Genomic DNA, 14,098 nt, shown 5'->3' with positions numbered 1-14,098 from the left:
TCAGCTTGTCTTTTGATCCTTAAAAAGTTGAAGAATTGCTCCTATCTGGTAATAAATCACAAGCAAACCACTAAAAGGGATAATGGCATACACATAAGCCAGAGGAATTCGAAGTGCAGCGGAGGTTTGATCTAGAATAAAAGTAATATATACCAAATTGATCCCCCCAATCACCATGGCTGTCAAAGCAAAAACCAAAACACAGGCATGGATCAACACCTTGGTCTTGAACACATTTCTGGGACTCATTTTGGTCATTACTATATCAATGGCCAGGTGTTCATTTTTCCCTGCAACATAGGCCGACCCCAGCATTCCTACCCAAATCAGCATATAGCGGGCGAGTTCATCCGTAAAGGAACTCGGATCTTTCAAAATATAGCGGGAAGCTACCTGCCAACTCACATTGACGACCATAAAGGCCATTAGAAAAATCAGAAAAGCGGCTACCCACTTATCCAATGAATTCTTTATACCAGGTGAAAACATGTTGTTCTTTTAGGTTTATTATTTGACTGCCTGTATGGCCTCTACAATTTTATAAATCTCGGGTTGTTCCCGTTTCACTTGCTCATACATGGCGGATACTCCTTCCCGGAAGGGTTCCTTATCCGGATAGGTAATCTCTACTCCGGCTTTTTTCAATTCTCTGAGAGATTCTTCGGTGGACTCAGCCCAGATTTTATACTGGAATTCTGAGGATTCATCGGCTGCCTCCTGCAACCATTGCTGTTCCTCTTCATTGAGGCTATTCCAAACCTTGGTACTCACAATCACCACATCCGGAAGAGAGGTATGTTCATCTATGCTGTAATATTTGCAAATCTCGTAATGCTTGGAGGTGTAGAGACTGGGAGGATTATTCTCTGCTCCGTCCACTATTCCCTGCTGCAAGGCGGTATATAATTCCCCATAGGAAACCGGAGTGGGAGAACCTCCCATGGCCTTTACCATATTGGAAGCTGTATTGCTTTCCATCACGCGGACCTTCAGCCCAGCGAGATCGGCTGGAGTTTCTACAGGTTTTTCCTTGGTATAAAAACTCCTTTTTCCGGCATCGTAGTAACACAGTCCCCTCAACCAATATTTTTCCGGATCCAATAGTAACTGTCGGCCTATTTCCCCCTCCAAGACCTTGAGCTGATGTGCATCATCCCTGAACAGATAGGGCATTCCAAAAACCTGCATGGTTGGAGCAAAGCCCTCTAAGGCCGCAGACGAAACCTTGGTCATTCCCAGACTTCCGATCTGCAATAGCTCCACCAGCTCACGCTCTGTGCCCAGTTGCTGGTTGGGATAGACTTTCACAATGAGTTTGCCTCCCGACTTTTCCTCTACTCTCTTGGCCAAAAAAAGCATGGCTTCGTGAACAGGGTGACTGGGAACCTGGGCATGTCCCATCTTTATCACCCGATGGTTCAGAGCACTTTCACAGGAAAAAGCCAAAAATACACTTAGCAGTCCAAGTAAGGCAAAAGGAGTTATTTTCATGGGTTATGGTTAATTATCCAGCTTCAAAGACCTACGGGGAAAAAATTCATTCCCTTTTAGCGTAATCCGGGTTCTACTTTTTAGCGGCATGTCAAATTATTAAAGTGAGGATTGATTTCCTTACAATCTTCTTTCGAATTGCGGAAACGATTGCGATTTTCTTTCATTTCCGAATTCAGTTCAACTATCCTCAAAAGGAAAGAAAAGCTCTTGGTTGAGCTCTGAAGACTTATAGATCGCCCGAATCAATTCCACGGATTTTCTTCCTTCCTTCCCGTTTACCAAGTTTGGAGAATCATTTTGGATGGCCTCCAAAAACCTACTCCATTGCGCAGCATGCAATTCAGAACCAATAGCTGTGGGATCAGAGGCTCCGGAGGAGGAAGTATCTTTTGAAGAAACCAAGGACTCTTTGCCCTTGATATTCCATGCTACAATTTTACCGGCTTCCAAAATCGCACTTCCTTCAGTCCCGTATATTTCCAACCTTTCGGGATAGCCTGGATACAAAGAGGTAGCCGCCGTGATATTTCCTATTGCCCCATTTTTGAAAGTCACCATGGCAGCTCCCAAATCTTCTCCTTCAATTGGATAGAGAGCAGTCTTGACCTTGCCAAAAACGCTTTTTACATCTCCCATGATATCCAGCAATAGGTCTAGGGTGTGAATTCCCTGGTTGATAAAGGCTCCCCCACCGTCTCCCTCAAGAGTACCCTTCCATATACTTTGGGAATAATATTCAGGGGTCCGAAACCAGTTGATATAGGCATTCCCCATGAGAAGTCTACCGAATTCCCCTCTTTCTACCGCCTCTTTTAACTTAAGGTAGTCGGGTGAAAAACGGTTCTGGAAAATCACTTCCAGCCTGACCCCGTTATCCTCACAAGCAGAGACCAGCTGGTCCACACGGCTAAGATTGATCTCCAGAGGTTTTTCAACCACGACATGCTTTCCCGCTCGGGCAGCTGCCAATGCCGGCTCCAAATGCAATCCGCTTGGTGTGCAGACACAGACTATGTCCAATCCCGGCAAGGCCAAAAACTCCTCTAAATCCGAATACACGGGCAAGCCAAATGTAACTGCTGCTTTTTGGGCACTCTCGAGTTTAGGATTATGAAGAGCCAGCACCTTGGCATGATCCAAAGTAGCGATCGCCTCCAAATGCTTCCCGGTGATGGATCCCGTGCCAATAATTCCGATTCCTAAATCTTTCATATGTTGAATTGATTTTTCAACTGTTCCCAAACAGATGGATCTACTGGGATCCCTAATTCCATATTTTCCTTTCGGGTTTTCAAAGTCTGTTCACCGGGATACCTGATTTCTTGCTGATCAAATGTTTTCGAGGCCTTCAGGTTTTCCAAAATCGAATCCGCTTTTTCCTCCATCCAGTTCACCAAACCCAATTTGACTGGATCTATGGCAAAAAAGGCCTGGGAAAGCCCGGTTTCATCCCCAGTACTTCCAACCTGATGGGTAGCATCCCCTCCGGATAGGATTGAAGCCAGCATATCCAAAACCAAGGACAAACCTGCACCTTTCCACATGCCTGCCGGTAAGGCCAGTTCATTTTGGATGATTTCTGTTGGTGATTTACTGAGCTTTCCTTCCGAATCGAATCCTGCAAAATGAGGAGCTTGCTCCCCTCTTTTGGCATAATTGGCCAATTTCCCATAGGCAAATTGAGACATGGCCATATCCAATACCACAGGACCTTTTTTCCTGGGAATTCCTACAATCAAGGGATTATTCCCCAATCTAGGTTCTGCCCCGCCCCATGCCGGCATATTGGGTTTGGTATTGGTAAAGGCAATGGAAATACATCCAGCATCTGCTGCCTGCCAACCGACATTCCCTCCCCGCATCCAGTGGTTGGTGTTTTGCAGGGCCACACAGCCCATCCCATGAATCCCTGCTAACGCGATGGCCCTACCCATTCCAAAATCCGCATTGAGATTTCCCGGACCTCGCTGTCCATCCCATCGCTCAAAGAAACCAAATCCATCCAATCGAATAGGAGATTGGTCTATTTTCACTATTCCTCTAGCGATATAGTCCAAAAAGAGCAGAAATCTATTGATCCCATGGGAATACACCCCATCCCTATCTGCATTGACAAACAATCTTGCACAGGCCATCGCCCTCTCGGGAGTAAATCCTTTGTCCTCCAATATTCCGCCCAATAGAGTGTGAATTTTATCGTAGGGTATTCGAAGGCTTTCCATGGGCAATGAAGAAATTTGTATTTATGGTCCTTTCGGATCAAACTTGCTGAATATTTTCCATTAAAAAGTAGGAAGAATTTGCTCATCCTGAAACAAAAAACTGTTGGACGGAGAAAGGAACTTAAAAAATTCGGACAATTGGGAAAAAGCTTCCAGACTTAGACTGGGCTCTTTGCCATGACATTATTTTTTTCTTTTTTGTCAATTCAACACCCCTAGCTACTGACCTTGAAAAAACTGAACCGAAGTACTGCATCCAAAAACCAAGAAAAAACACGCATCCTACAATTCGGAAATGGAAATTTCCTGAGGGCTTTTGTGGACTGGATGATCGATATCGCCAACGAAAAGGGTGTATTTGAAGGGAATATCCATACCCTTCAGGTTCACAGCCCCAACAAAGATCCCAACATGGTGGCCCAAGACAATCTTTTCCATGTGGTAGAAGAAGGGCTAAAAGATGGGAACATATACCAGAAGAGTCGTCTAATCACTTGTATTCAAGATTACTCCTCGATTTATGTAGATTACGAGGCTTACCTGAAACTTGGAGAAAATCAGGATTTGCGATTTGTAATATCCAACACCACGGAGGCAGGAATAGTATTCGATCCAGATGACCGAGACTATAGGCAAATCCCCAAGACTTTTCCGGGAAAGCTAAGCTCCTTGCTGTACCATCGCTTTTATTTTTTTAAAGGAGACCCGAAAAAAGGCCTGATTTTCCTTCCCTGCGAACTGATAGAAAACAACGGTATCCAACTCCGGGAATGTATCCTGGACTATGCAAACCTGTGGAATCTCCCGACTGAATTTTCAAATTGGATCCGTGAATCCAATTATTTCTGCAATACCCTAGTGGACAGAATTGTTCCGGGTTTTCCTAAAACAAGGATCAGTGAAATACAGGAATCTCTTGGGCTGGAGGACAATTTGGTGGTCGTGGCTGAGCCATTTCACTTTTGGGCAATTGAGGGACCAGAACTTGTAAAAAAAGAATTCCCTCTAGATCAGGCTGGGTTGAATGTGAGTTTTGTAGAGGATCTTCAACCCTACCGAACCCGAAAAGTCAGGATTTTGAATGGAGCACATACGGCCTTGGTTCCTTTTGCTTACTTAAAAGGACTTAGAACGGTTCGGGAATCTGTGGAGCACGCGGAAATAGGCGTTTGGCTCAAAAGTCTGATTTTTGAGGAGATCATTCCTACACTGGATATGCCCAAGGAGGAACTGGAACTATTCGCCGGACAAGTTCTCGAGCGCTTTGCCAATCCATTTATAGTCCATGAACTTCAATCCATTGCCTTAAATAGTATTTCAAAATTCAGGGTGCGAGTCCTTCCTTCTTTGCTATCCTATTTCGAAAAAACAGGAAAATGGCCTGAAAAATTAACTGTTTCATTCGCTGCTTTAATCCTGTTTTACAGAGGAGAGCTACATGGAGAAAAACTGCCCTTAAAGGACAATCCCGAGATACTGGAGTTTTTTAAAAGAACATGGGAAATACCTGGGCGAGAGGAATTGCTCGCTGAAGTTCTGAAAAAGCAAGAACTATGGGGAAGTGATCTCAACCAACTTTCTGGCTTAAGTACAAGCCTACTCCATGCAATGGAAAATTTGGAGAAAGATTTAGCCTCCTGACTTGAGGGTAATCGGATCTTGGCGAAGTAAAAAGACCAAAGTCTTATAGAAAGTCGGTTTGAGTTCCTTGAATTTTTCCGGTCTTTCGAAGAAGTTTTCCAAAGCCACTGCAAAAAATTCGTGGTCGTCCACACCTCCCCTTTCCCTGAAAAAATCATCTGATCCATTCTTCAGATTTTCTCTCTCTTGACGGGACTGTTCCAAGTATTTCTCCCAAAGAACGGGGTTAAAAAAATCACTCTCTCCATTGTAACGGATTTGGTTTTCCAACTTCAGGGCATGAGCTACCTCATGAATCCCCAAATTCACTCCATCATTAGAATCCGCTAAACCACTCACAAAACTTTGCCAAGAAAGCACAATCAGGCCATACCTTGGATTGACTTCTCCTCTATGGTAGGCTTTTGAAATCCGGGAATAATATGAATCCGGATAAATCAGGACCTTCTTAAAATGACTTAAGGCTACTTTTTCCAAGCCAAAAGTCACTTGGACTATAGTCGCTCCAATCAACACCTTCATCTCTTCGGTGACCACTTTCATTCCTCCTCTACCGATGAATTGTTTGGTAGAAAGGATTGCTTCGAGCTTAGTCAAAAACTCTTCCTGATGACGAGGCCGGAGGGAAGAATAATACAAGAAATGTTTTGCCAGAATCTCCTTTTGCTTTGGAGAAAGCCGATAGCGAAAAAATCTCCCCGAAATTTCCTGGATGAATTGACCGAGAATAAAAAAAGATTTTAGCAGAAGCATAAATTAAAAATGGCAGTTACTTTTGATAACTGCCATTATTCTAAGTAAAAATTTTGTTCCGATTATCGGGCGTAGTTCACGGCACGCATTTCACGAATCACCGTAATTTTGATCTGACCCGGATATTGCATCTCCTTCTCGATTTTTTGAGAGATGTCATAAGACAATTTACCTGCAGTTTGATCGTCCACATTATCTGCATCAACCAAAACCCGGAGTTCACGTCCAGCCTGCATTGCAAAACATTTATTGACCCCATCGAAGCTAAGGGCTAGTTCTTCCAACTCCTTCAGACGCTTGATGTAGCTATCCATGATTTCACGGCGGGCACCAGGTCTGGAACCAGAAATGGCATCAGATGCCTGAACAATCGGAGAAATCATGGAAGTCATTTCAATCTCATCGTGGTGGGCCCCAATGGCGTTGCATACTTCTGGATGTTCCTTGTAACGTTTGGCCAGTTCCATCCCCAAGATGGCGTGAGGCAACTCCTGTTCTTCAGGATACACTTTACCAATATCATGAAGCAAACCAGCACGTTTAGCCAACTTGGCATTCAAGCCCATTTCCGCAGCCATAGTTGCAGATAGTTTGGCTACTTCTCTGGAGTGCTGAAGCAAGTTTTGACCATAGGAGGATCGGAATCTCATTCGTCCCACCAATTTGATGAGTTCAGGATGCAGTCCATGCACTCCCAAATCAATACAAGTTCTCTCTCCGATTTCAACAATCTCTTCCTCTATGTTCTTTTCGGTCTTGGCAACTACCTCCTCGATACGAGCCGGGTGGATCCTTCCATCCTGCACCAATCTATGTAGGGAGAGTCTTGCAATCTCTCTTCTTACCGGATCAAACCCAGAAATGATAATTGCTTCCGGTGTGTCATCAACCACGATTTCAACTCCTGTGGCAGCTTCCAAAGCTCGGATATTTCTTCCTTCACGACCGATGATTTTACCCTTGATATCGTCACTTTCAATATTGAAAACAGATACACAGTTTTCAACAGCATGCTCAGTAGCAGTACGCTGAATCGTATCCAATACGATCTTTTTTGCCTGTTTGGTAGCGGAGAGTTTTGCCTCATCCAAAATGTCCTTGATCTGAGAAGATGCCTTGGTATTGGCCTCATCTGTCAGCATCTGAATCAGCTGATCCCTGGCCTCCTCACGGGTCAGGCCCGCGATTTTTTCCAGGTCCGCAATTCTCTGATTGGTGATTTTGTCAAGTTCCTCTTTTTTGACTTGTACCGCATGAAGCTGGGCGTTTAGGTTTTCCTTTTTACTGTCAAGTTCAGCTTCCTTGCGCTTCAGCTGCTCCATTTCTTTGGCCACCTGCTGTTCACGCTGCTTAACTTTGTTCTCGTTGGTGATGATGATGTTCTTTTTGTTGGACATCTCTTCATCAAATTCCGACTTAAGTTTCAGGTATTTTTCCTTGGCCTCCAAGATCTTATCTTTCTTCATGGACTCGGCAGAAATTTCCGCTTCCCGAAGCATAGACTTCACGCGCTCCCGCGTTTCTTCCTCTAGTTTTTGATGCTTGTTTTTTATGAAAACGCCCGCAAGCGCAGCTCCTGCACCCAGCCCAACCAGGCCAGCCAGGATTATATATAATAGTTCTCCCATAGGTTATTTTAAGATATTTAAACCTGTAGGAATCTAAAAATTCGGTAAAATCAGTGGGTTTTCAATAATTACACAACTTTGGAAAGCAGGGCGTTGATGTTCGCCAAGCTGGCACGAATATGCTCGCTATCTTCCGCCTTTACTTCATTCGTTTCCAGCGACTCGACCATGCAGTCAAAAGCTACCATCGCCAGAAGGTCCTGATTATCATCCAGTCCAAACTCTGCTTTATACTTTCTCAATTTTTCATTTATCAACTTGCCCGCATGTCGGATTTTCCCTTCATCCTCCATCTTCACGCGCATGGGGTATTCTCTATCCCCTATTTTCACACGAATGGCAAGTGTTTCCATATCACTCGGATAAGTAAGTGATCAAATGATCGATCTCTTGTATATAATTATTGATTAATTCACTCATTTCGACCGAATCCCCAGGATTCACAGGTCGCTTGTCTACAATGTTACTAATTTTAATTTTATTTTTAAAATGCTCGATTTCCTGCTCTTTATTTTCCAAAGTGGCGCTTACTTCTGCCAATTTTTCTCTTAACTGCCGGTTTTCCTCTGTGGCTTCCAGCAGCTTTTTACTGGCCAGATGAGCCAGTCTTTCAAGTTTTTGCAGTTCGTCGTGAATCATTTTAAGTCCTGATTACAGCCCCTACTTCATTTTGGAAGGCCTGAATCAATTTACTCATTGTTTTATCAATTACCTTGTCCGTCAGTGTATTTTCCTGATCCTGAAGATGGAAACTCAAAGCATAAGCTTTCTTGCCTGCATCAATCTTATCTCCCTGGTATACATCAAATACCCCGATTCTTCTCAGCAACTTCCCTCCGGCTTTAAGAGCTACTGACTTTACCTGATCGTAAGTCAATGCCTTGTCTATAACCAAGGACAAATCTCTTCGAACCTCCGGGAATTTGGAGATCTCCTGATACCGTTTCAGTCCTCCAGCCTTCTTGCAAAGCAAATCCCAGTTCAGTTCTGCATACCAAACCTCCTGACGTACCTCGGCGAGTTTGAGGATTTTTTCATCCACCAAACCAAGGCTTGCAATTTCCTTTTCACCTAGACCTAACGTCAATCCATAGGTAAATGGTGCCTTTTCGACCATGGAAATTTCTCCTGGCTCTATATTCAGTTTCTCAAGGATCTTTTCAACTGTGGTATATAGATCTGCAAAACCAAAAGGTACAGCAGGTTTGAGCCAGCTTTCAGAGGAGCTGTTTCCGGAGTGAAAAATCCCCAGTTTTCTGCTTTCTTTATAGCCATCCTGAGTCTTCTGATATACAGTCCCGAATTCAAAGCATTTCAGGTCAGTCTGTCGACGGTTGATGTTGTGCGCCAAAACCTCCAAACCACTGAAAAGTAAACTCTGCCTCATAACCCCTAGGTCTTCGCTGAGTTTGTTGTAAATCTCCACATTCAGGTTTGGATCCAAATAGCCGGACTTTTCCGCATAAGACGGCTTGGTCAGACTATTGGTAATGATCTCAAAATAGCCTTGGCCTGATAGAATTTCAGAAAGTCTGTATTGGAGCTTGTTCAAGTCCTTCACCGGATGCTCGGCCAAATAATCCGTTTTTAGATTCTCTGAAAGTTCCACCTGATGAAATCCATGGATCCGTAGGACTTCCTCAATAATATCAGCTTCCCTTGTCACATCCACTCTATAAGGTTTGACCAGAGCTCTAAATCCTGTCTCTGACTCGTCCACCACCTTAATATCCAGACTTTCAAGTATGGATTTCACCTCAGTGGGCTCGATTCTCTTCCCTATCAGTCGGTTGATATGTCCATAGTCTACTTCTACCTCAAAGTCCTGGATAGGATTTGGGTAAATGTCCACGATTTCAGAACACACCTTGCCGCCTGCAATTTCCTGAAGCAACTTCACGGCCTGCTTCAGAGCATAAACCGGCATATTGGGATCTGTTCCTCTTTCGAATCGGAAGGAAGCATCGGTTTTCAATCCGTGGAATTGAGCGCCTTTTCGGGTCACATCCGGGGAAAAATAAGCAGACTCCAAAAAGATCGTCTTTGTATTCTCACTTACTCCTGAATTTTTTCCTCCAAAAATTCCGGCAATACACATTCCTCCATTGGGGTCACAGATCATCAGTTCCTCGCCGGAAAGTTTTCTTTCCTTTTCGTCCAAGGTGATGAATTTGCTGTCTTTAGGAAGTTTTTTGACAATGATTTTTCCTTCAGAGATCTGATCGGCATCAAATGCATGAAGGGGTTGTCCCAAATCATGCAAGATGAAATTCGTGATGTCAACCACATTGTTGATAGGCTCCAATCCCAAGGCCCTTAGGAAATCCTGCAACCACTGTGGTGAAGGTGCTATTTGAAGATCCGTGATCGTGATCCCGGCATAGCGGGGACAATCTTCGGAATTTTCCACTTCCACACTGATCTTTGGACCAGCTGCCTCGATTTTAATTTCCGGTTCCGGATCTATACTAAGATCTTTACCCAAAAGAGCCTTCAGGTCACGGGCTACCCCCAGATGAGAAGCCGCATCCGCCCTGTTTGGTGTAAGTCCGATTTCCAAAACCTGATCCTGGGTCACAGGGATCAACTCTGAGGCAGGAGCACCATTTGGCAAGTCAGTATCCAACACCATGATTCCGGCATGGCTGTTTCCTAATCCCAACTCATCTTCCGCACAGATCATCCCCTCAGATACCTGTCCGCGAATTTTTGCTTTCTTGATCTGAAAGGAATCTCCTTCAGTGGGATAGAGTGTCGCTCCCACGGTAGCTACCAAAACCTTTTGGCCCTTTGCCACATTGGGTGCTCCGCAGACAATCTGGGAAGGCTCTTCGGCTCCGATATCCACTGTAGTCAAGCTCAACTTGTCTGCGTCGGGATGTTTTTCGCAGGTCAAAACCTCACCGATAACAATTCCCTCCAAAGCTCCGGGCACGGAAACAAACTCTTCTATACCTTCTACCTCAAGACCTGATCGAGTCAGCAAGGCCGCGATTTCCTCAGGGCTTTCAGTTAAAGGGATGTATTTTTTTAATCGATTGATTGAAATTTTCATGGAATCCTGGTAATAGACAAAACTTATTTTTTGTCTGGATAAACAAAAAGGGTTCGAAAACCCTTTTTAAAATATTCACCCCAAAAGTAAAAAATACTCTCCATTTATCCCTCACTTACCTGAATTGTTCCAATTCAATTTTTGAAGAGGAAATCAAAAACATATATATTTTGAGTAATTAGTCCTTGGGTATAAATTTTATTAGCCCCTCTGTCAACAAAAAAGGTAAATGGATGCAAATTATCATCAGGACTACCTGTTTCAAATCTAAACATCCGCTGGAAAATCAAACTATCCTCAAAAAATTTAAACTCAAGCAAATGCCGCGCTTTTGCCCTATCAAGGCCCACTCTATCGGTAAAGGTCAAATATAGGTGTTCATCGGTATATTGAGCATCAACTAAAATATGCTTAATTTCTTTCTCCCCTCTTTCATACCCTGGTTTTTTAAAATCGTTTTCCAGGGAATCCAATGCCCTTTTGATAGGTTCAAATTGATCCAAGCGGTGTCTTCTCAAAAGTTCCCCTTTTTCAGAAATTATATCCAAATAGGGAAGGTTAATTCCCAACAACATTATTTTACCATCTTCAAATGGCTGGATTAATCTGGATTGCCTGTTGAAATCATTATCATTTTGAGGCATCCAAACTCCGACTTTACCGAGTGGTTCCCCTTTTAAATTAACCTTTAAAACAGAATTAGAATCACTTTTATACCCTCTTAATGGAAAATAAAGAATACTATTCCCATCGTAAAAAAACCTCCAAATACTAACTGGCTCCGGAAGGTTAATTTGTTCTAAAAATTCACCGGTAATTGGATGATAAATACTAATTCGATTATTTCCCCTATCCTCAACCATTAAACCATGCTCTGTGGACTCCACCTGAACAGGATTCAATATGCTTCCTGGTCCATCTCCACGGTCCTCAATCACTCTTAACAAGTTAAAATCCTTATCTAGGAAGAATAAAGTTGCTGGATTTTGGTTGGCTACATAAACCCGCTCTGTATCTGCAGTAATAGCTACTCTTGTAAAAAACACTCCATCTCCGAAATCATCCAACACCTTTTCAGGCTTTAAAACAACCAATTCTGGCTCCAAGGGCACAAGGATTTCACTATCCATCCTACATCCAAGCATAAAAAGAAGAACTACAGAAAAATATCTCATTGAATTAAAATCTAAATAAAAAGACTGGGAGACCCCAGTCCTTTTATGCTTAAATGAAAATAAAACTACTAGCAATCTGCGGACGAATAAGTCCCATCTGTGTTAGTGCAATATACAAATCCGATCCCAGAATGGCATGTAGAATTTCCTTCACACGAAATTCTAGAACCATCAGCACATTGAAATTCCACATCGCAAGGCACAGCCTGGATACTAAAAAGGAAAATAAACCCAAGACTTAAAAACATTAATTTTTTTCATAGAAATAAAATTTAAATTGAACAATTATTTAATAACAATTCTTCTAGTTAAAAAAAAAAATCGACTTAACCAAATCTACAGCGCTGATAACTAGTTATTTCCCGTAATTTTTCTCCCCTGCCTCAACAGGAATCGTCAAAAGGTTTTCCCTCGGAGGAAGGGGGCAGGCATAATCCGGATTATAGGCACAATAGGGGTTATAAGCAAGATTGAAATCCAAAGTGATGCTGTTTTTTCCATCCTGTCTCACATTGAGAAAGCGTCCTCCACCATACGTATCCCTGCTACTGGTTTCATCCGCAAAGGCCAGGAAAAAATTCTTTTTATCGGACTCATCCACTGATTGTAACAAAAGTAAACGATTGGTCTTCCCTCCCAATTCAAACTCCGCAAAAGCATGCTCAATATAGCGTTCTTTGGTTCCGTCGGTCATTGGCACTTCTCTGATTTTTTGGTTTTCTACAGGAAGCAATCTCGCCTTTACTTTGTAGGCAGGATCTATTGGATAGAAGTTGAGTTGGGAAAAGCTTTTCTTTTGCTCCTCGGAAAGGGGGGAATCAGCACTAAAGCGAATAAACTTAAACTGCCGCTCACGCTCGGCTTCGATTTTCTCCTGGTAAACTTCCGGATTATCAGTTCCTGTGAGTGTATAAAGCACCGCAGCAAGCACAACCACAGAAACGAAAATTATAAGAATGGAATTCGTCTTCATTTTTTAAAGTAAGGCTTCATCAGCGAAGCTAAAATAACCAGTATCGGTAAAAATCACATGATCCAATACGGGTAAATCCAATTCCCGACCGACTTTAACCAGCCGTTCGGTTAATTTCTTGTCCTGCTCGGAGGGGCTGAGGCTCCCCGAAGGGTGATTGTGCACCAAAATGAGGGATTGGGCCAAGTGCTCCAAGGCTACCTTAAAGACCAGCTTTGAATCGACTACAGTACCGGCAGTACCGCCTTTGGAAATGGGATGCTTCTTGATCACCTGATTGGAGCGACTGAGCAGAAGGAGATAAAAATGCTCAACAGACTCATCCATCAACTCAGACTTCATCAGTTCATACACATCCCTTGAACAGGTGATTTTGGGCTTTCGGATCGGTTCAGACTCTTTTCTTCTTCTTCCCAGTTCCAAGGCACTTACAATGCTGATGGCTTTTGCCTCCCCTATCCCTTTGAATTTCTTAAGATCCTGAATACTCATTCGCGCCAAGGCTCCCAAATCATAATTGACCGAGGCTAAAATATATCTGGACAAATCAACCGCACTCACCGAAGGGGTGCCCGAGCCAATCAATATGGCAATCAGCTCAGCATCCGATAAAGCCGCTTTTCCTTTGAGCAATAATTTTTCCCGGGGCCTATCCTCTTCTGCAAGCTGGGAGATTTTTAGGGAAGTGTAGTTTTCCATGCCTTGTATTTATTAAAAAGTGAAAACTAAATTTATCGATTTTAAGGCAATAAAAAAACCCTGACTAGCAGGGTTTTAATTGAGTCTTTATCAGGAATTAACCAAGAGCGTTGACGAACTTGGCCAATTTTGATTTCTTGTTACTAGCGTTGTTCTTGTGAATCACATTCTTCTTAGCCAGTTTGTCCAACATGGAAGAAACTTTCTTAAACAATTCCAATGCCTCTACTTTATCAGTAGCAGCCTTCAGTCTTTTGATGAAAGTTCTGGTGGTCTTGGCCTGATATCTGTTTCTCAAACGCTTCGCTTCGTTGGCACGAATTCTCTTAAGAGCTGATTTGTGATTTGCCATATCTTGATATTAATAAATTTCTTAAACGTTCCCCTGATCCGAATTGGAGTGCAAAGTTATTGTAAATAATTAATTCTGCCAAAGGAATTTTAAACATTCCTTTTCA

14 protein-coding genes are annotated in these 14,098 nt (G+C 43.0%); 1 reads left to right on the top strand and 13 read right to left on the bottom strand.

Going from position 1 to position 14,098, the window contains the following annotated elements; genetic code table 11:
* The 4 genes from P2G54_RS14565 to yiaK form a co-directional block, all read right to left on the bottom strand.
* The gene (locus tag P2G54_RS14565; RefSeq protein WP_275872278.1) at nt 1-489 is read right to left on the bottom strand and encodes a TRAP transporter small permease; all 489 of its coding nucleotides are present in this window, start codon (nt 487-489) and stop codon (nt 1-3) included.
* Nucleotides 490-507: 18 nt separating this feature from the next.
* Nucleotides 508-1,491 (bottom strand): TRAP transporter substrate-binding protein, encoded by a 984-nt coding sequence (locus P2G54_RS14560; RefSeq protein WP_275872277.1) that lies wholly within the window; start codon nt 1,489-1,491, stop codon nt 508-510.
* A 180-nt stretch (nt 1,492-1,671) separates the two neighbouring features.
* Nucleotides 1,672-2,706, bottom strand: coding sequence for a Gfo/Idh/MocA family oxidoreductase (locus tag P2G54_RS14555; protein ID WP_275872276.1), 1,035 nt, complete (start codon nt 2,704-2,706; stop codon nt 1,672-1,674).
* Nucleotides 2,703-3,716, bottom strand: a complete 1,014-nt coding sequence (yiaK, locus tag P2G54_RS14550; RefSeq protein ID WP_275872275.1) for a 3-dehydro-L-gulonate 2-dehydrogenase — start codon at nt 3,714-3,716, stop codon at nt 2,703-2,705. The genes P2G54_RS14555 and yiaK overlap by 4 nt, the downstream gene beginning before the upstream one ends.
* Nucleotides 3,717-3,944: 228 nt before the next feature.
* Between yiaK and P2G54_RS14545 the strand changes: the two genes are divergently transcribed.
* The gene (locus tag P2G54_RS14545; RefSeq protein WP_275872274.1) at nt 3,945-5,357 is read left to right on the top strand and encodes a tagaturonate reductase; all 1,413 of its coding nucleotides are present in this window, start codon (nt 3,945-3,947) and stop codon (nt 5,355-5,357) included.
* Here P2G54_RS14545 and P2G54_RS14540 read toward each other — a convergent pair.
* The 9 genes from P2G54_RS14540 to rpsT form a co-directional block, all read right to left on the bottom strand.
* A complete protein-coding gene (locus P2G54_RS14540) occupies nt 5,346-6,110 on the bottom strand; it encodes a zinc-dependent peptidase (RefSeq protein WP_275872273.1) in 765 nt (254 codons plus the stop codon). The two genes, P2G54_RS14545 and P2G54_RS14540, sit on opposite strands and share 12 nt — an antisense overlap.
* A 62-nt stretch (nt 6,111-6,172) precedes the next feature.
* Complete coding sequence (rny, locus tag P2G54_RS14535) at nt 6,173-7,738, bottom strand: ribonuclease Y (RefSeq protein WP_275872272.1); 1,566 nt, start codon at nt 7,736-7,738, stop codon at nt 6,173-6,175.
* Nucleotides 7,739-7,806: 68 nt separating this feature from the next.
* On the bottom strand, nt 7,807-8,091 hold the full coding sequence (locus tag P2G54_RS14530; protein WP_275872271.1) for a cell division protein ZapA: 285 nt from the start codon (nt 8,089-8,091) through the stop codon (nt 7,807-7,809).
* A gap of 1 nt (nt 8,092) precedes the next feature.
* Nucleotides 8,093-8,377, bottom strand: coding sequence for a hypothetical protein (locus P2G54_RS14525; protein WP_275872270.1), 285 nt, complete (start codon nt 8,375-8,377; stop codon nt 8,093-8,095).
* A gap of 1 nt (nt 8,378) precedes the next feature.
* Nucleotides 8,379-10,793 (bottom strand): phenylalanine--tRNA ligase subunit beta, encoded by a 2,415-nt coding sequence (gene pheT / locus P2G54_RS14520; RefSeq protein WP_275872269.1) that lies wholly within the window; start codon nt 10,791-10,793, stop codon nt 8,379-8,381.
* A 134-nt stretch (nt 10,794-10,927) separates the two neighbouring features.
* Entirely contained in the window at nt 10,928-11,968 is a 1,041-nt protein-coding gene (locus P2G54_RS14515; protein ID WP_275872268.1) for a 6-bladed beta-propeller, read from the bottom strand.
* A gap of 355 nt (nt 11,969-12,323) precedes the next feature.
* Nucleotides 12,324-12,941 carry a DUF1684 domain-containing protein gene (locus P2G54_RS14510; RefSeq protein ID WP_275872267.1) on the bottom strand — a complete coding sequence of 206 codons (618 nt, stop codon included), beginning with the start codon at nt 12,939-12,941 and terminating at the stop codon, nt 12,324-12,326.
* 3 nt (nt 12,942-12,944) lie between these two features.
* Nucleotides 12,945-13,640: a DNA repair protein RadC gene (gene radC / locus P2G54_RS14505; RefSeq protein WP_275872266.1), complete on the bottom strand. Its 696-nt coding sequence runs from the start codon at nt 13,638-13,640 to the stop codon at nt 12,945-12,947.
* A gap of 97 nt (nt 13,641-13,737) precedes the next feature.
* Nucleotides 13,738-13,992 (bottom strand): 30S ribosomal protein S20, encoded by a 255-nt coding sequence (gene rpsT, locus P2G54_RS14500; RefSeq protein WP_275872265.1) that lies wholly within the window; start codon nt 13,990-13,992, stop codon nt 13,738-13,740.
* Nucleotides 13,993-14,098: the final 106 nt, after the last annotated feature.

Origin of the sequence: Algoriphagus sp. CAU 1675 (assembly GCF_029222925.1) — a bacterium.
In the GTDB taxonomy this organism is placed as follows: Bacteria; Bacteroidota; Bacteroidia; order Cytophagales; family Cyclobacteriaceae; genus Algoriphagus.
Note: the sequence above shows the minus strand (reverse complement) of the source record. Positions and strands in the feature narration are given on the sequence as shown.

Excerpts from the sequence above, each read along its gene's own strand:
- P2G54_RS14515 (WP_275872268.1), bottom strand. The coding sequence starts at position 11,968 with ATGAGATATTTTTCTGTAGTTCTTCTTTTTATGCTTGGATGTAGGATG.
- P2G54_RS14565 (WP_275872278.1), bottom strand. The coding sequence starts at position 489 with ATGTTTTCACCTGGTATAAAGAATTCATTGGATAAGTGGGTAGCCGCT.
- P2G54_RS14555 (WP_275872276.1), bottom strand. The coding sequence starts at position 2,706 with ATGAAAGATTTAGGAATCGGAATTATTGGCACGGGATCCATCACCGGG.
- yiaK (WP_275872275.1), bottom strand. The coding sequence starts at position 3,716 with ATGGAAAGCCTTCGAATACCCTACGATAAAATTCACACTCTATTGGGC.
- P2G54_RS14530 (WP_275872271.1), bottom strand. The coding sequence starts at position 8,091 with ATGGAAACACTTGCCATTCGTGTGAAAATAGGGGATAGAGAATACCCC.
- pheT (WP_275872269.1), bottom strand. The coding sequence starts at position 10,793 with ATGAAAATTTCAATCAATCGATTAAAAAAATACATCCCTTTAACTGAA.
- rpsT (WP_275872265.1), bottom strand. The coding sequence starts at position 13,992 with ATGGCAAATCACAAATCAGCTCTTAAGAGAATTCGTGCCAACGAAGCG.
- P2G54_RS14540 (WP_275872273.1), bottom strand. The coding sequence starts at position 6,110 with ATGCTTCTGCTAAAATCTTTTTTTATTCTCGGTCAATTCATCCAGGAA.
- P2G54_RS14525 (WP_275872270.1), bottom strand. The coding sequence starts at position 8,377 with ATGATTCACGACGAACTGCAAAAACTTGAAAGACTGGCTCATCTGGCC.
- P2G54_RS14560 (WP_275872277.1), bottom strand. The coding sequence starts at position 1,491 with ATGAAAATAACTCCTTTTGCCTTACTTGGACTGCTAAGTGTATTTTTG.
- P2G54_RS14510 (WP_275872267.1), bottom strand. The coding sequence starts at position 12,941 with ATGAAGACGAATTCCATTCTTATAATTTTCGTTTCTGTGGTTGTGCTT.
- rny (WP_275872272.1), bottom strand. The coding sequence starts at position 7,738 with ATGGGAGAACTATTATATATAATCCTGGCTGGCCTGGTTGGGCTGGGT.
- radC (WP_275872266.1), bottom strand. The coding sequence starts at position 13,640 with ATGGAAAACTACACTTCCCTAAAAATCTCCCAGCTTGCAGAAGAGGAT.